We start from the raw sequence: 15145 nt of genomic DNA on the forward strand, positions 1-15145 counted from the left end.
CACGCGGGTGCCTCGGCTGGCTACAGCGCGCCCGCCGCGCGGGCGATGTCCTTCGCGAAGTGGCTGACCTCGGTGTAGATGCCGGGCACACCGGGGCGGGCGCAGCCGTCGCCCCAGCTCACGATGCCGACCTGGATCCACTTGCCCGCGTCGTCCTTGCGGAACATGGGGCCGCCGGAGTCGCCCTGGCAGGTGTCGATGGCGCCGCGCTGATAGCCGGCGCACAGTTCCTCCTTCGACACCAGCCGGTTTCCGTAGTGGCGCTTGCACACCCGGTCGGCGACGAAGGGGACGCTCGCCTTACGGAGCTTGGTCGTGCCCGTGTTGGCTCCCTCCTTGGTGTCGCCCCAGCCGGCGATCGTGAACATGCCGCGGTTGTAGCGGTCCGTGGTGGCGATCTTCAGCGTCGGCTTGTCGATGGGCCGGGCGAGCTTGATCAGCGCCCAGTCCTTGCCGGTGCCGTCGTAGCCGGGGGCCACCTTGACCTTCGTCGACTTGACCTTGATCGCGGAGGCGGAGTCGAGGTCGTTGACACCCGCGGTGACGGTGATGCGGGTGTTGTTGCCGGAGCCCGGCACGCAGTGGGCCGCGGTCAGGACGACGTCCTTCTTGTAGAGCGCCCCGCCGCAACCCATCGAGAGATGGACCATGAACGGGAACTCATTCTGCGCGGCGGGCGTTCCACCGACGATGCGGGTGGACGCGGCCTGCGCGCTGAGGGGCTGGAGGGAGGCGACCGCGAGCGCGACGGCACCCACCGCCGCGGCCCTCTTCGCCAGGGTTATGCCGCTTCTCTTCGGCGAGCTGGGGGTCAACATACGTCCTTTCATGGCGTGTTGAGCGGCCCGCAGTATGAAGATCAGATGGCCTGCCTGGCAAGGACGGATCTCACGCTCCGGGCGTGGAACCCCACCAGGGAAAATCCCCTCACATCCCCGTAGAGTGGAATCGGGTTCAAGGCGTCTTGGGGGTACGGGCGTGGCGAACGGCGGACCGGTCCAGCACGGCTTCCCGCACCTGGAGACGGTGCGGGCCTCGATCACCGCGCTCTACAGGCGGCTTTCCTACGACACCGTCCAGACGTTCGGGACCAGTGTGGTGCCTGCCGATGTGGCGTTCTGCGACACGGACGATCTGTATCTGGGTGCGCAGCGGGTGGCCCGCGAACTGGTGCGGCACTACCGCCTGCCGGACGCACGTCTGATCGTCAGCTTCCGGGAGATGACCCACGCGGCGAGTGTCGAACTCACCGCCGGGCCCGAGTACTTCATCGAGCTGAACGACCGCTTCCGCACCCATCGCCGGGACATCGGCGCGGCACTGGCCCATGAGGTGATGCATGTGTACCTGCATCGCCTCGGACTGTCCCTCCCCGGCACGCGCGACAACGAGATCCTCACGGACACGGCGACGACGTATCTCGGGGCGGGCTGGCTGCTTCTCGACGCGTACCGGGAGGACTCGGCGTCCTCGCAGAAGCTGGGGTATCTGACGCCGGAGGAGTTCGGATACGTCCTCGCCAAGCGGGCGCTGGTCTTCGCCGAGGACCCCTCGGTGTGGTTCACGAGTCCGCAGGCGTACACGGCGTATATGAAGGGCATGGCCGAGGCCCGCCGCGACGAGCAGCAGCCTCCGCTGACGGCGGCCGGATGGGCGGGGCGGCGCCGCTACGCCCGCGATCGGCGTCACGCCCAGGACCATCACGGAGCGGGGGCCCAGCCGGGGGTGCCGTATACGTTCACACCGGACGGGCGGGGGCCGCTGCGGGTGTCGTTCCCGTGCCCCACGTGTCAGCAGCGGATTCGGGTGCCGGTGCGGGGGAGGGTTCGGGCGCGGTGCGGGTTGTGCCGGACGGTGCTGGAGTGCGACACGTAGCGCTTCGCCCCACCCGCAGGGCGATGCAACCTCACGCCCCGTACACCGCCCCCGGCACCCCCGCCTCCCCCAGCAGCTTCACCGCCGCCTCCCCCGCCTCCCCCGGGGTCCACCGCGCCCCCTTGTCCGCCGTCGGTCCCGCCCGCCATCCCTCCATCACCGTGATCCGCCCGCCCTCCACCTCGAAGACCCGCCCCGTCACTGCGTCACTCGCGGCCGAACCCAGCCAGACGACCAGCGGGGAGACGTTCTCCGGGGCCATGGCGTCGAAGCCGGCCTCGGGGGCCGTCATCGTCTCGGCGAAGGCCCGCTCCGTCATCCGGGTACGCGCCGCCGGGGCGATCGCGTTGACCTGGACGCCGTAGCGGGCGAACTCGGCCGCGGCGACCAGGGTCAGCCCGACGATTCCGGCCTTCGCGGCGCTGTAGTTGCCCTGCCCGAGCGAGCCCAACAGCCCCGCCCCGCTGCTCGTGTTGACGACTCGGGCGACAGGGGCACGGCCCGCCTTCGCCTCCGCCCGCCAGTACGCGGCCGCGTGCTTCAGGGGCAGGAAGTGGCCCTTGAGGTGGACCCGTACGACGGCGTCCCAGTCGTCCTCGTCGAGGTTGACCAGCATCCGGTCCCGCAGGAACCCGGCGTTGTTGACGAGCGTGTCGAGCCGCCCGTACGTCTCCAGCGCGCCCGCCACCAGCGATGCCGCCCCGGCGCCGGTCGCCACGTCGCCCCCGTGCGCAACCGCCTCGCCGCCCGCCGCACGGATCTCGTCGACCACTTGCCGGGCGGGGCTGTCGGCGGCCGGGGCGCCGTCGAGGTCGACACCGAGGTCGTTGACGACGACCCTCGCCCCCTCGGCCGCGAACGCGAGCGCGTGCGCGCGCCCGAGCCCGCGCCCCCCGCCCGTCACGACGACGACCCGCCCTTCACACATCCGGCCCATGTCATGCCTCCTTGTTGACCGTCGCTGCTTCCAGGAACACCGGCCGCTCGCCCCCGCCGTGCACGAGCAGGCTCGCCCCGCTGATGTAGGCGGCGGTGTCGGAGGCGAGGAAGGCGGCGGCCGCGCCGACGTCGGACGGTTCGGCGAGGCGGCCGAGCGGGACGGTGCGGGAGACGCCGGCGATGCCGTCCTCGCCGCCGTAGTGGAGGTGGGACTGCTCCGTGCGGACCATGCCGACGACCAGCGTGTTGACCCGCACCTCCGGCGCCCACTCCACTGCCATCGACCGGGCCAGGCTCTCCAGCCCGGCCTTGGCCGCCCCGTAGGCCGCCGACCCGGGCGACGGACGGCCGCCGCTGACGCTGCCGATCATCACCACCGAGCCTCGTGCGCGCTTCAGGTGCTCGTACGCGGCCAGGGAGGCCGTGAGCGGCGCGACCAGGTTCAGTTCGATCACGCGCGCGTGCCGGACGGCATCCGCGTCCGTCAACCGCCGGTACGGCGTGCCACCCGCGTTGTTGACCAGGACGTCGAGGCGGGGCAGGGCCGCGAAGAAGGCCCGGACGGCTTCCGGGTCCCGGAGGTCGAGCGGCCTGAATTCCACTCCTGGGAGCGGGACTTCGGGTGGTCTGCGCGCGCAGACGACGACGTGGGCGCCGGCCTGCACGAACGTCTTCGCAATCCCGGCACCGACACCGCGCGTACCGCCGGTGACGACCACGACCTTCCCGTCCAGCCCCATTCCCGGCTACCCTTCACCTAACAAACGTTTGGTGGAAAGGTAGCTGATGCGGCCATGAGTGTCTCCACCTCGTCTCCGGAAAAGGGGGCGGAGAAGACCGGGATCGCCGTCGTCACGGTCGACTTCCCACCGGTGAACGCCCTGCCGGTGGACGGCTGGTACGCCCTGGCCGACGCCGTGCGGGCGGCCGGCCGCGATCCGGAGATCCGGTGTGTCGTGCTCGCGGCCGAGGGACGCGGGTTCAACGCGGGCGTGGACATCAAGGAGATCCAGCGGGACGGGCACCGCGCGCTGATCGGCGTCAACCACGCCTGCGCGCAGGCCTTCGGCGCCGTGTACGACTGCGAGGTGCCCGTCGTGGCGGCGGTGCACGGCTTCTGCCTGGGCGGCGGCATCGGCCTGGTGGGCAACGCGGACGCGATCGTGGCGAGCGAGGACGCCACCTTCGGGCTGCCCGAGCTGGACCGGGGAGCCCTGGGCGCTGCCACGCATCTGGCCCGGCTGGTCCCCCCGCACCTCATGCGCGCGCTGTACTACACCTCGCGCACGGCGACCGCGGCCGAGCTGCACGCGCACGGCTCGGTGTGGCGGGTCGTACCGCGCGCGGAACTGCACGCCGCCGCCCTGGGGTTGGCCGGTGAGATCGCCGCGAAGGACGGGCAGCTGCTGCGCCTGGCGAAGGCGGCCATCAACGGCATCGACCCCGTCGACGTGCACCGCAGCTACCGCTTCGAGCAGGGATTCACCTTCGAGGCCAACCTCAGCGGGGTGGCCGACCGGGTCCGTGACACCTTCGGAGAGAAGGGTGCGTAGGTGAGTGACAAGACGATGACCGCCGACGAGGTCGCATCGAGGCTGCGCAGCGGCATGACCCTCGGCATCGGCGGCTGGGGCTCGCGCCGCAAACCGATGGCCCTGGTCAGGGCCCTGCTCCGGTCCGACGTCACCGACCTCACCGTCGTCTCGTACGGCGGTCCGGACGTGGGCATGCTGGCCGCTGCCGGACGGGTGCGGAAGCTGGTCGCGGCGTTCGTCACCCTCGACTCGATCCCCCTCGAACCGCACTACCGGGCGGCACGCGAGGGCGGCGCCTTCGAACTGACGGAGATCGACGAGGCCATGTTCATGTGGGGGCTGCACGCGGCGGCGAACCGGCTGCCGTTCCTGCCCGTGCGGGCCGGGATCGGTTCGGACGTGATGCGGGTCAACCCCGGTCTGCGGACGGTGACTTCGCCGTACGACGACGGGGAGACGTTCGTCGCCATGCCCGCCCTGCGCCTGGACGCGGCCCTGGTCCATGTGAACCGCGCCGACCGGCAGGGCAACGGTCAGTATCTGGGCCCCGACCCGTACTTCGACGACCTGTTCTGCGCTGCGGCGGACACGGCGTACGTCTCCTGCGAACGGGTCGTCGACACGGCGGAGCTGACGAAGGAGGCGCCACCGCAGTCGCTGCTGATCAAGCGGCACACGGTGACGGGCGTGGTCGAGGCTCCGAACGGCGCGCACTTCACGTCCTGCGCCCCCGACTACGGCCGGGACGAGGCCTTCCAGAAGACATACGCGACCACCCCCTGGCCGGAGTTCGCGGCACGCTTCCTGGGCGGGGACGAGCAGGCGTACCAGGCGGCGGCCAAGGAGGGGACGTGAGCCGACGTGGGGACATGAGTCAGGCCGTGGGAGGGGCCACCCGCGCCGAGTACTGCGTGATCGCCTGCGCCGAGGCCTGGCGCGACGCCGGTGAGATCCTGGCGAGCCCGATGGGCCTCATCCCGTCCGTGGGGGCCCGGCTGGCCCGGCTGACCTTCGCGCCGGACCTGCTGCTGACCGACGGCGAGGCGATGCTGGTCCGCCCGGACGGCACGGCCGAGGGCTGGCTGCCGTACCGGCAGCATCTGGCGCTGGTCAGCGGTGGCAGGCGGCACGTGATGATGGGCGCGAGCCAGATCGACCGCTTCGGCAACCAGAACATCTCGTGCATCGGCGACTGGGAGCAACCGAAGCGGCAGCTGCTGGGAGTGCGGGGCGCACCGGTCAACACCCTGAACAATCCGACCAGTTACTGGATCCCCAGGCATTCCCGGCGGGTCTTCGTCGAGAAGGTCGACATGGTCTGCGGAGTCGGCTACGACCACGCCGGCGACGCCCGGTACCACCGCATCCCCCGTGTCGTCTCCGACCTCGGCGTCTTCGACTTCGCCACGCCGGACCACTCGATGCGCCCGGCCTCGCTGCATCCGGGAGTCACGCCGGCTCAGGTCAGGGAGGCCACCGGCTTCGACCTGGCCGTCCCCGACGACGTACCGCCGACCCGCGAGCCCACCGCCGAGGAGCTGCGGCTCATCCGCGAGGTGATCGACCCGGAGAACTCCCGCGCCAGGGAGGTCGGTGCGTGATGGAGACACCGCTGACCCGGCTGGTCGGCGTCCGCCACCCGATCGTGCAGACGGGGATGGGCTGGGTGGCGGGCCCCCGGCTGGTCTCGGCGACGGCGAACGCGGGGGCGCTGGGCATCCTGGCCTCGGCGACGATGACCGTCGACCGGCTGCGAGAGGCGATACGCGAGGTCAAGTCCCGTACGGACGCGCCGTTCGGCGTGAATCTGCGGGCGGACGCCGCGGACGCCGGCGACCGGGTCGGCGTCATGATCGAAGAGGGGGTGCGCGTCGCCTCGTTCGCCCTCGCGCCGTCGCGTGAGCTGATCGCCGAGCTCAAGGACGCGGGTGTGGTCGTCGTGCCCTCGATCGGTGCCCGGCGGCATGCCGAGAAGGTCGCGGCGTGGGGCGCGGACGCGGTGATCGTGCAGGGCGGGGAGGGTGGCGGGCACACCGGCGAGGTGGCGACGACGGTGCTGCTGCCGCAGGTGGTCGATGCCGTGGACATACCGGTGGTGGCGGCGGGCGGTTTCCACGACGGCCGGGGTCTGGTCGCCGCGCTGGCCTACGGGGCGGCGGGCGTCGCCATGGGCACCCGGTTCCTGCTGACCTCGGACTCGACGGTGCCGGACGCGGTGAAGGCGCGGTATCTGGCGGCGACGGTCCGGGACGTCACGGTCACACGGGCGGTCGACGGCTTGCCCCATCGGATGCTGCGTACGGAGCTGGTGGCCGAGCTGGAGAACGCCGGCCGCGCGAGCGCGCTGGTCCATGCCCTGCGGCGGGCGGTGGGCTTCAGGCGGCTGTCCGGACTGACCTGGCGGCAACTGGTCCGCGACGGCCTCTCGCTGCGGCACGGCAAGGACCTCACCTGGAGCCAGGTCCTGCTCGCCGCCAACACACCGATGCTGCTCAAGTCGGCGATGGTGGACGGCCGTACGGATCTGGGGGTGATGGCGTCCGGGCAGGTCGCCGGTGTCATCGACGACCTGCCGTCGTGCGCGGAACTGGTGGAGCGGATCATGGCCCAGGCCGCGCAAACCATGAGCGGGCTGCCGGTGGGCGGTGCTTCAATGCCCGCATGACGGAGACGATCAAGGAGCCCTGGGGGCTCAGTGTTTTTGGCGCGGGCAGTGTGCGGGCGGAGCCGCAGCTGGTGCGCGTGAAGCTGGGCGTGGAGGTGCTGGAGCCCGCCCCCGACCAGGCGTTCCACGAGGCCGGCACGGCGGTGACGAGGCTGCGCGAGGTGGTGCGCCGGCACGGGATACCGGACTCCTCGGTCTCCGGCTCCCGGCTCAGGCTCAGTTCGGAGTACGGCCATGCCAATGGCGCGCGGAAGTTCCTCGGCTACCTCTGCCAGGCCCAGTACGTCGTCGAGACCGAGGCGCTGGACGACCTCCAGCAGCTCATCGTGGACGCGGTGGAGGCCGGCGCCCGCAGCATCGACGGCGTCGAGTTCGACGTACACGACAAGCCCGCGCTGCGGGACGAGGCGCGCCGCCGGGCGGTGGCAGCCGCCCGGCGCAAGGCCGAGGTCTACACGGAGGCCGCCGGCGTGCCCCTGGGGACGGTGGTGCACATCCAGGACGTGGACTCCGAGTCGTACGAGTTCCGCCAGTACCGCGGGCACGGCGGCGGTGGCGGCGCTTCCGCGGGCGACCTCGCGCCGGGGATGGTGGAGGTGTCCGCGGGCGTGGTCCTGGGCTTCTCACTGGGCGGCTGAGGTCACAGCCGCTCGATGATCGTCACGTTGGCCTGTCCCCCGCCCTCGCACATCGTCTGAAGCCCGAACCGGCCGCCCGTGCGCTCCAGTTCGTGCAGGAGGGTCGTCATCAGCTTCACGCCGGTCGCGCCGAGGGGGTGGCCGAGGGCGATGGCGCCGCCGTTGACGTTGACCTTGGCGGGGTCGGCGCCGGTCTCCTTCAGCCAGGCCAGGACGACCGGCGCGAAGGCCTCGTTGATCTCCACGAGGTCGATGTCGTCGATCGACAGGCCGGTCTTCTTCAGGGCGTGAGCCGTGGCGGGGATGGGCGCGGTGAGCATGCGGATGGGGTCCTCGCCGCGTACCGAGAGGTGGTGCACCCGGGCCCGGGGCCTGAGCCCATGCTCGCGCACCGCCCGCTCCGAGGCGAGCAGCATCGCCGCCGCGCCGTCTGAGACCTGCGAGGAACAGGCGGCCGTGATCGTGCCGCCGTCGATGACGGGCTTCAGCCCGGCCATCTTCTCCAGGGAGGTGTCCCGGCGCGGCCCCTCGTCGACGGCGACGTCCCGGTAGGGCACGACCTCCCGCTCGAAGCGCCCCTCGTCGATCGCCCGCAGCGCCCGCCGGTGCGAGCGCAGCGCGAACTCCTCCTGGTCCTGCCTGCTGATCCCCCACTTGGCGGCGATCATCTCGGCGCCGGCGAACTGGTTGACCGGCTTCTGCCCGTACCGCGCCCGCCAGCCCTCGCTGCCCGCGAAGGGGCCCGCCGTGAGGCCGAGCGGCTCGGCGGCCTGCCGGGTGGCGAAGGCGATGGGGATCATCGACATGTTCTGCACGCCGCCCGCGACCACCAGGTCCTGGGTACCGGACAACACGCCCTGCGCCGCGAAGTGCACGGCCTGCTGCGAGGACCCGCACTGCCGGTCCACGGTCACCCCCGGGACCTCCTCGGGCAGCCCCGCGGCCAGCCAGCAGGTCCGCGCGATGTCCCCGGCCTGTGGCCCGACGGCGTCCAGGCAGCCGAACACGACATCCTCCACGGCCACCGGGTCCATGCCCGCGCGCGCCACCAGCTCCTTGAGCACATGCGCGCCCAGGTCGGCCGGATGGACCGCGCTGAGCCCTCCTTTACGCCGCCCCACGGGCGTACGGACCGCTTCGACTATGTAGGCCTCGGCCATGGCAACTCCCCAATGGGACCAGTGGGTTATGTGCGAACGGCGATCCCGTCCAGCACCATCGACAGGTACTGCCGGGCGATCTCCTCCGGGGTGTGCTGTCCGCCGGGCCGGTACCAGGACGCGGCGACCCACACCGTGTCCCGCACGAACCGGTAGGTGAGCCGGACGTCGAGGTCGGACCGGAACACCCCGGCCGCGACCCCGCGCTCCAGCGTGGACAGCCACGCCTTCTCGAACTTGCGCTGCGAATCGGCGAGGAACGCGAACCGCTCCTGCGCCACCAGCTGCCGGTTCTCCTTCTGGTAGATCGCGACGGCGGCGCGATGCCGGTCGATCTCCCGGAACGACTCGGTGACCAGCGCCTCCAGCGTCTCGCGCGGGTCGAGCTCGGCCTCCAGGACGGCGTCGTAGCCGCTCCACAGCTCGTCGAGGAAGGAGCGCAGGATCTCCTCGAGCATCGACTCCTTGGAGTCGAAGTGGTAGTAGAGGCTGCCTGCGAGCATGCCCGCGTGGTCGGCGATCTTGCGTACGGTGGTGGCGTTGTAGCCCTGCTCGGCGAAGACCTCGGCGGCGGTGTCGAGGAGTTCGCGGCGGCGCGCCTGAGCGGCGGCGGCCGCGGGCTTTCCGGTGGCGGTCACCTGGGGCTTCTTCTTGGTCGGCACGGGTCCATTGTCGTCCTAGGCGTGCTGGCTGCTGACGGAGACGATCTCGCCCGTCATGTACGAGGAGTACTCCGAGGCCAGGAAGACGATCACGTTGGCCACCTCCCAGGGCTCGGCGTACCGGCCGAAGGCCTCACGCGCGGTCAGTTCCTCCAGCTGCTCGGGCGTGGTCACCTTCGCCAGGTGCGGGTGCATGGCGAGGCTCGGTGCCACCGCGTTGACCCGCACCCCGAATTCGGCCGCCTCGATCGCGGCGCACCGGGTCAGGGCCATCACGCCCGCCTTCGCGGCCGCGTAGTGCGCCTGTCCGGCCTGCGCGCGCCAGCCGACGACGGAGGCGTTGTTGACGATCACACCGCCGGTGTCCCGCATCCGGCGCAGGGCGCCCCGGGTGCATCTGAACGTGCCGTTCAAGGTCACGTCGAGGACCTTCGACCACTGCTCGTCGGTCATGTCGACGAGCGGCGAAGTCCCTCCGAGGCCCGCGTTGTTGACGACCACGTCCAGTCGGCCGTGCTCGGCCACGGCGGTGTCGAGCAGCGCCTGCACCTGCGTCTCGTCGGTGACATCGCACACCGCCGACGCCACCGCGCCCTCGAACTCCCGCGCCAGCTCCGCCTCGTACTCCTTCAGGCGCCGCGCGTGCGCGTCGCTGATCAGCACGCGGGCGCCCTCTTCGAGGAAGCGGCGCGCGGTCGCCCCGCCGATGCCGGCGCCGGCAGCCGCGGTGACGACGGCCGTGCGCCCGCGGAGCAGTCCGTGCCCGGGAACGGGCGTCGGCGCCTCGACGTTTGTCATGGCAGCACGCTAACCTACCAAACACTTGTTAGGGAAGACTCGCAGGGCGCGTAGTGCCCTTGAGGCTTGCAGGGCTCGCAGGGAGGGAGCACGACCGGTGGACCTCACCCACTCGGCCGCCGACGAGGCGTTCCGCGCCGAGGCCCGTGCCTGGCTGCGCGCGCAGGTGCCGCCCGATCCGCTCCCCTCCCTGGAGACCGAGGAGGGCTTCGCCGCACACCGGGCGTGGGAGGCAGACCTCGCCGCGGAACGCTGGTCGGTGGTGAACTGGCCGACGGCCTACGGCGGCAGGGACGCCTCGCTCCTGCGGTGGCTGCTGTTCGAGGAGGAGTACTACGCGGCGGGCGCACCGGGCCGCGTCAACCAGAACGGCGTCAGCCTCCTCGCCCCGACCCTCTTCGACCACGGCACCGAGGAGCAGCGCGCCCGTGTCCTGCCTCCCATGGCCACCGGCGAGGTGATCTGGGCCCAGGCGTGGTCGGAGCCGGAGGCGGGCTCGGATCTGGCGTCCCTGAAGTCGAGGGCCACGCGCGCGGCGGGCGGCTGGCTGCTGACCGGCCAGAAGACGTGGTCCTCACGCGCGGCCTTCGCCGACCGCGCGTTCGGCCTGTTCCGCACCGACCCGGACGCGCCGAAGCCCCACCAGGGCCTGACCTACCTGATGTTCGACCTGCGCGCCCGCGGTGTCACGGTCCGCCCCATCGCCCGCCTCGACGGCAAGCCCGCCTTCGCGGAACTGTTCCTGGACGAGGTGTTCGTGCCCGACGAGGACGTGATCGGCGAGCCGGGCCAGGGCTGGCGCATCGCGATGTCGACGGCGGGCAACGAACGCGGCCTGATGCTGCGCTCCCCCGGCCGTTTCCTGGCGAGCGCCGACCGCCTCCACGCGCTCTGGCAGGACCGGGGCAGCCCCGAGAGCGCGAGGAAAGGCGTGGCCGACGCCCTGATCGGCGCCCGTGCCTATCAGCTCTTCACCCTCGCCGCGGCCTGCCGCTTCCTGGGCGGCGAGTCCATCGGCCCGGAGTCCAGCCTGAACAAGGTCTTCTGGTCGGAGTACGACATCGCCCTGCACGAAGCAGCCCTCGACCTCCTGGGCCCCGACGGCGAACTGACCGACACCGACTGGTCCGAGCGCTACGTCTTCTCCCTCGCGGGGCCCATCTACGCCGGCACGAACGAGATCCAGCGCGACATCATCGCGGAGCGGTTGCTGGGCTTGCCCAAAGGGAGGCGCTGATGCGGTTTCTCCTCGACCCCGAGCAGCGGGCCTTCGCACACTCCTTGGATTCGATGCTGACGGCGGCGGACACGCCGTCGGTCGTGCGGGACTGGAGCCGTGGCGAGCATGCGAGTGGGCGGGCTCTGTGGTCCCGTATCGCGGACGCGGGAGTGTTCGCGCTGGCGGTTCCCGAGGCATACGACGGGCTGGGGCCGCGGCCCGTCGAACTCGCCCTCGCCTTCATGGAGCTGGGGCGGCATGCCGTGCCCGGCCCGCTCGTGGAGACGGTCACGGCGGCGTCGCTGCTCGCCGAACTGCCGGACCCCGGCCCCGCCAAGCGGCTCCTGCCGGCCCTGGCGGCGGGCGAGGCCATGGCGACGCTGGCGTGGCCGGCACCGTATGCCCTGGACGGCGACGTGGCCACGACCCGCCTCGCTCTCACCCCCGACGGCCTGTACCTCTCCCCCGGCCATGGCCCCGTACGCCCCTCCCTGGACCCGGCCCGCCGCCTCACGTCCCTCGAACCCGGCGGCGAACTCCTCAGCCCGGATCCCCCCACGCCGCACACGCTCGCCCACGCCCGTCTCGCCACCGCCGCCCAAGCCCTCGGCGTCGGTCTCGCGCTGCTCGACAGAACCGTCGGCTACGTCAAGCAGCGCACCCAGTTCGGTGCCCCCATAGGCTCGTTCCAGGCGGTGAAGCACCGGCTGGCCGACGCGAAGATCGGCCTGGAGTTCGCCCGGCCGCTGCTCTTCGGCGCCGCGCTCACCATGGCGCCCGCCGACATCGCCGCCGCGAAGGTCACCGCCTGCGAGGCCGCGTACGCCGCCGCCCGTACGGCGCTGCAGTTGCACGGCGCGATCGGCTACACGGCGGAGTACGACCTGTCGCTGTGGCTGACCAAGGCCCGCGCCTTGCGCACCGCCTGGGGCAGCCCCAACCGGTGCAGGGCCGAGGTGCTCAGTGGTGATCGCCGCTGGTGACCTCGCGGTACTCCTCCACCGTCGGCTTGGTGATCCGCGTCGTCGGCCCGAACATCGCCCGCGCCAGCCGGGCCCGCACCCGCTGGACCGGTCTGACCCGGCGCCGGACGCCGCCCGCGTCGACGAGCGGACCGATCTCGTACGGCGCCTCCTGCTCGTGCTGGGTGAGCGTGAACAGCTGTCCCTGCGACAAAGGCTCGTGGACCTCGACGTACGCACCGTGCGGGAGCCGCTTGATGGTGCCCGTCTCCCTGCCGTGCAGCACGTTTGCCCGGTCCCGGCGCTGCAGCCCGAGACAGATCCGCTTGGTCACGTAGAAGGTGAGGACCGGCACGACGAAGACGGAGACCCGCACGAACCACGTGATGGCGTTGATCGACAGATGCAGATGGGTGGCCACGATGTCGTTGCCGCCGCCGATCAGCAGCACCGCGTACAGACTCAGCCAGGCCGCGCCGAGGCCGGTACGCACGGGCATGTTGCGCGGCCGGTCGAGGATGTGGTGCTCGCGTTTGTCGCCGGTGATCCACGCCTCGATGAAGGGATACACGCCGAGCGCGAGGAGGATCAGCGGGAAGAGCGAGAAGGGGATGAAGACGCCCAGTTCCAGGGTGTGGCCCCAGGCGTTGAGCTCCCATCCCGGCATCACCCGGATCAGGCCCTCGGAGAAGCCGAGATACCAGTCGGGCTGGGCGCCCGTGGTCACCAGGTCCGGGCGGTAGGGCCCGAAGGCCCACACCGGGTTGATGCTGGCGATGCCGCCCATGACCGTCAGCACGCCGAAGACGAGGAAGAAGAAGCCGCCCGCCTTGGCCATGTACACCGGCAGGAAGGGCATGCCGACGACCGTCTTCTGGTTACGGCCGGGGCCCGGGTACTGCGTGTGCTTGTGGTAGAAGACCAGGATCAGATGGGCGACCACCAGGCCGAGCATGATCCCGGGCAGCAGCAGGATGTGGATCGGGTAGAGGCGTGCGATGAAGTCCTCGCCGGGGAACTCCCCGCCGAAGAGGAAGAACGCCACGTAGGTGCCCACGATCGGGATCGACAGGATCGCGCCGTGCGCGAACCGCAGGCCGGTGCCGGACAGCAGGTCGTCGGGGAGGGAGTAGCCGGTCAGGCCGGTGATGATGCCGAGCATCAGCAGGGTCCAGCCGAACACCCAGTTCAGCTCGCGCGGCTTGCGGAAGGCGCCGGTGAAGAACACCCGCATCATGTGCACCAGCATGCCGGTGACGAAGACCAGCGCCGCCCAGTGGTGGATCTGCCTGATCAGCAGCCCGCCGCGCACGTCGAAGCTGATGTCGAGCGTGGACTCGTACGCCCGCGTCATCAGGACCCCGTTGAGGGGCTCGTAGGAGCCGTTGTAGACGACCTCGTTGGTGCTCGGGTCGAAGAACAGGGTGAGGTAGACGCCCGTGAGGATCAGGATGAGGAAGCTGTAGAGGCAGACCTCGCCCAGCATGAAGGACCAGTGGTCCGGGAAGACCTTGCGCATGTTGGCCTTGGCCAGCGCGTACAGCCCGAGCCGCCCGTCCGCCCAGTCGGCGACCTTCTCGCCCTTGCCGGGCGGTGCGGGCCGCCGCGCCGCTGTTCCCTCGTTCCCCGGTCGTGCGCCGTGCATAGGTCGTCGCCTCCCCGTCGGATCACCCACAGGGTGACATGGCCCCAGGGGCTGCGCCAACGGGGCGAACAGGCCGCCGACAGGTCAGGCGGCCCGTACGATCCCCTGCGCCCGGGCCGCCACGAGCCACTTCGGGAACTCCGCGACCAGGCGGTCGTACAGCTCGGCGTCGGACACCTGCCGCGGATCCGAACCGGCGTGGAAGAACCCGGCGTTGTCGATCACCCTTTTGCCCGGCACCGCCAGCTCGTCGAGCTTGCGCAGGAAGTCGAACTGCCGGCTCGCCGGGTCTCCGAAGCCGATGAACTGCCAGAACAGCGGAAGCGGGGCCGCCTTGCACAGGTACCGTTCCGCGGCGAGCTTGTTGATGGGCCCGCCGTCGGTCTGGAACACGACCAGGGCCGGTTCCCGCGACCCGCTGTCCAGGTAGTGATCGATGACGGCGTCCATCGCCAGGTGGTAGCTGGTCTTGCCCATGTGGCCGAGCCCGGCCACGATCCGCTCGATCCGCCCCTGGTGGTCGGCGAGCGCGATCTCGGTCTCGGCGTCGACGTCGGTCGAGAAGAAGACCACCGGGACTGTCCCGTCGTCGTCGAGGTGCGCCGACAGCCCGAGCACCCGGTCGGCGAGCGCCTGCACGCTGCCGTCCTTGTAGTACGGCTTCATCGAACCGGAGTAGTCGACCACCAGATAGACCGCGGCCCGCACCCCGTCCAGCCCGTGCTTGTGCAGCGACACACCGGCGCTCTTGTACAGACTGACCAGCGCGGGCGCGGTCTCCTCGACCTTGCTGAGACTGATCGCCGCCATACGTTCTCCCCCAAGTGCGTCCGTACGGCTGCCGAGATTACGGCACCACCGGCCCCACCTGTCCCTCCGTCCACAGGTGTTCGCTATTTTGATCGCCGCCGTCCCCACCGGCTCATCGTCCGTCCAGTCCTTTGAGGAGCCGGCTGTGGAGCCCGAGTCCGCAGAGTCCGAGGCCGTCAGGCCCGACGCCGCCAAGTCCGATGCCGTCGAGTCCGAGCCCGACAGGCCCGCGGTCAC

General features: G+C 71.1%; 16 protein-coding genes. 8 read left to right on the forward strand and 8 right to left on the reverse strand.

Annotated elements, in window-relative coordinates:
* Nucleotides 1-20: 20 nt before the first annotated feature.
* A complete protein-coding gene (locus tag ACFY5C_RS15610) occupies nucleotides 21-818 on the reverse strand; it encodes a S1 family peptidase (RefSeq protein ID WP_389444597.1) in 798 nt (265 codons plus the stop codon).
* A gap of 160 nt (nucleotides 819-978) precedes the next feature.
* Here ACFY5C_RS15610 and ACFY5C_RS15615 point away from each other — a divergent pair, with 160 nt between their 5' ends.
* Entirely contained in the window at nucleotides 979-1875 is an 897-nt protein-coding gene (locus ACFY5C_RS15615; protein ID WP_389444598.1) for a hypothetical protein, read from the forward strand.
* 31 nt (nucleotides 1876-1906) lie between these two features.
* Here the strand turns inward: ACFY5C_RS15615 and ACFY5C_RS15620 are convergent, their stop codons facing one another.
* Both ACFY5C_RS15620 and ACFY5C_RS15625 read right to left on the reverse strand, forming a co-directional pair.
* Entirely contained in the window at nucleotides 1907-2812 is a 906-nt protein-coding gene (locus tag ACFY5C_RS15620) for an SDR family oxidoreductase (protein ID WP_389444600.1), read from the reverse strand.
* A 1-nt stretch (nucleotide 2813) separates the two neighbouring features.
* Entirely contained in the window at nucleotides 2814-3554 is a 741-nt protein-coding gene (locus ACFY5C_RS15625) for an SDR family oxidoreductase (RefSeq protein WP_389444602.1), read from the reverse strand.
* 54 nt (nucleotides 3555-3608) lie between these two features.
* On the opposite strand from ACFY5C_RS15625, the gene ACFY5C_RS15630 reads away from it, so the two are divergent.
* Genes ACFY5C_RS15630 through ACFY5C_RS15650 form a run of 5 tightly spaced genes read left to right on the forward strand, consistent with a single transcriptional unit; the run spans nucleotide 3609 to nucleotide 7652 of the window.
* Nucleotides 3609-4367, forward strand: coding sequence for an enoyl-CoA hydratase family protein (locus ACFY5C_RS15630; protein WP_389444603.1), 759 nt, complete (start codon nucleotides 3609-3611; stop codon nucleotides 4365-4367).
* Nucleotides 4368-5204, forward strand: a complete 837-nt coding sequence (locus ACFY5C_RS15635) for a CoA transferase subunit A (protein ID WP_389444605.1) — start codon at nucleotides 4368-4370, stop codon at nucleotides 5202-5204.
* 14 nt (nucleotides 5205-5218) lie between these two features.
* Nucleotides 5219-5950: a CoA-transferase subunit beta gene (locus ACFY5C_RS15640; protein ID WP_389444832.1), complete on the forward strand. Its 732-nt coding sequence runs from the start codon at nucleotides 5219-5221 to the stop codon at nucleotides 5948-5950.
* Complete coding sequence (locus ACFY5C_RS15645) at nucleotides 5950-7014, forward strand: NAD(P)H-dependent flavin oxidoreductase (protein WP_389444834.1); 1065 nt, start codon at nucleotides 5950-5952, stop codon at nucleotides 7012-7014. The genes ACFY5C_RS15640 and ACFY5C_RS15645 overlap by 1 nt, the downstream gene beginning before the upstream one ends.
* Entirely contained in the window at nucleotides 7011-7652 is a 642-nt protein-coding gene (locus tag ACFY5C_RS15650) for an SIMPL domain-containing protein (RefSeq protein WP_389444606.1), read from the forward strand. The genes ACFY5C_RS15645 and ACFY5C_RS15650 overlap by 4 nt, the downstream gene beginning before the upstream one ends.
* Before the next feature lie 2 nt (nucleotides 7653-7654).
* On the opposite strand, the gene ACFY5C_RS15655 is transcribed toward ACFY5C_RS15650, so the two are convergent.
* From ACFY5C_RS15655 to ACFY5C_RS15665, 3 genes are read right to left on the reverse strand one after another with little or no spacing between them, the layout of a single operon-like run.
* Nucleotides 7655-8812 (reverse strand): acetyl-CoA C-acetyltransferase, encoded by a 1158-nt coding sequence (locus tag ACFY5C_RS15655; RefSeq protein ID WP_389444607.1) that lies wholly within the window; start codon nucleotides 8810-8812, stop codon nucleotides 7655-7657.
* 26 nt (nucleotides 8813-8838) lie between these two features.
* A complete protein-coding gene (locus tag ACFY5C_RS15660; protein WP_389444609.1) occupies nucleotides 8839-9474 on the reverse strand; it encodes a TetR/AcrR family transcriptional regulator in 636 nt (211 codons plus the stop codon).
* A 15-nt stretch (nucleotides 9475-9489) separates the two neighbouring features.
* Nucleotides 9490-10272, reverse strand: a complete 783-nt coding sequence (locus tag ACFY5C_RS15665; RefSeq protein WP_389444611.1) for an SDR family oxidoreductase — start codon at nucleotides 10270-10272, stop codon at nucleotides 9490-9492.
* Nucleotides 10273-10369: 97 nt separating this feature from the next.
* Between ACFY5C_RS15665 and ACFY5C_RS15670 the strand changes: the two genes are divergently transcribed.
* On the forward strand, nucleotides 10370-11509 hold the full coding sequence (locus ACFY5C_RS15670; protein ID WP_389444613.1) for an acyl-CoA dehydrogenase family protein: 1140 nt from the start codon (nucleotides 10370-10372) through the stop codon (nucleotides 11507-11509).
* Nucleotides 11509-12474, forward strand: coding sequence for an acyl-CoA dehydrogenase family protein (locus ACFY5C_RS15675; RefSeq protein ID WP_389444614.1), 966 nt, complete (start codon nucleotides 11509-11511; stop codon nucleotides 12472-12474). The genes ACFY5C_RS15670 and ACFY5C_RS15675 overlap by 1 nt, the downstream gene beginning before the upstream one ends.
* Here the strand turns inward: ACFY5C_RS15675 and ACFY5C_RS15680 are convergent.
* Together ACFY5C_RS15680 and ACFY5C_RS15685 are read right to left on the reverse strand one after the other, a co-directional pair.
* Nucleotides 12452-14098 (reverse strand): cytochrome bc complex cytochrome b subunit, encoded by a 1647-nt coding sequence (locus ACFY5C_RS15680; RefSeq protein ID WP_389444615.1) that lies wholly within the window; start codon nucleotides 14096-14098, stop codon nucleotides 12452-12454. The genes ACFY5C_RS15675 and ACFY5C_RS15680 overlap by 23 nt on opposite strands.
* Nucleotides 14099-14182: 84 nt before the next feature.
* On the reverse strand, nucleotides 14183-14908 hold the full coding sequence (locus ACFY5C_RS15685) for a vWA domain-containing protein (protein WP_389444616.1): 726 nt from the start codon (nucleotides 14906-14908) through the stop codon (nucleotides 14183-14185).
* Between the last annotated feature and the right edge of the window lie 237 nt (nucleotides 14909-15145).

This window comes from Streptomyces sp. NPDC012935 (genome assembly GCF_042900345.1).
Taxonomy (GTDB): Bacteria; Actinomycetota; Actinomycetes; order Streptomycetales; family Streptomycetaceae; genus Streptomyces.

Coding starts and splice junctions, on each gene's coding strand:
- ACFY5C_RS15620 (WP_389444600.1), bottom strand. CDS start 2,812: ATGGGCCGGATGTGTGAAGGGCGGGTCGTCGTCGTGACGGGCGGGGGG.
- ACFY5C_RS15610 (WP_389444597.1), bottom strand. CDS start 818: ATGTTGACCCCCAGCTCGCCGAAGAGAAGCGGCATAACCCTGGCGAAG.
- ACFY5C_RS15675 (WP_389444614.1), top strand. CDS start 11,509: ATGCGGTTTCTCCTCGACCCCGAGCAGCGGGCCTTCGCACACTCCTTG.
- ACFY5C_RS15640 (WP_389444832.1), top strand. CDS start 5,219: ATGAGTCAGGCCGTGGGAGGGGCCACCCGCGCCGAGTACTGCGTGATC.
- ACFY5C_RS15630 (WP_389444603.1), top strand. CDS start 3,609: ATGAGTGTCTCCACCTCGTCTCCGGAAAAGGGGGCGGAGAAGACCGGG.
- ACFY5C_RS15650 (WP_389444606.1), top strand. CDS start 7,011: ATGACGGAGACGATCAAGGAGCCCTGGGGGCTCAGTGTTTTTGGCGCG.
- ACFY5C_RS15680 (WP_389444615.1), bottom strand. CDS start 14,098: ATGCACGGCGCACGACCGGGGAACGAGGGAACAGCGGCGCGGCGGCCC.
- ACFY5C_RS15655 (WP_389444607.1), bottom strand. CDS start 8,812: ATGGCCGAGGCCTACATAGTCGAAGCGGTCCGTACGCCCGTGGGGCGG.
- ACFY5C_RS15645 (WP_389444834.1), top strand. CDS start 5,950: ATGGAGACACCGCTGACCCGGCTGGTCGGCGTCCGCCACCCGATCGTG.
- ACFY5C_RS15625 (WP_389444602.1), bottom strand. CDS start 3,554: ATGGGGCTGGACGGGAAGGTCGTGGTCGTCACCGGCGGTACGCGCGGT.
- ACFY5C_RS15665 (WP_389444611.1), bottom strand. CDS start 10,272: ATGACAAACGTCGAGGCGCCGACGCCCGTTCCCGGGCACGGACTGCTC.
- ACFY5C_RS15685 (WP_389444616.1), bottom strand. CDS start 14,908: ATGGCGGCGATCAGTCTCAGCAAGGTCGAGGAGACCGCGCCCGCGCTG.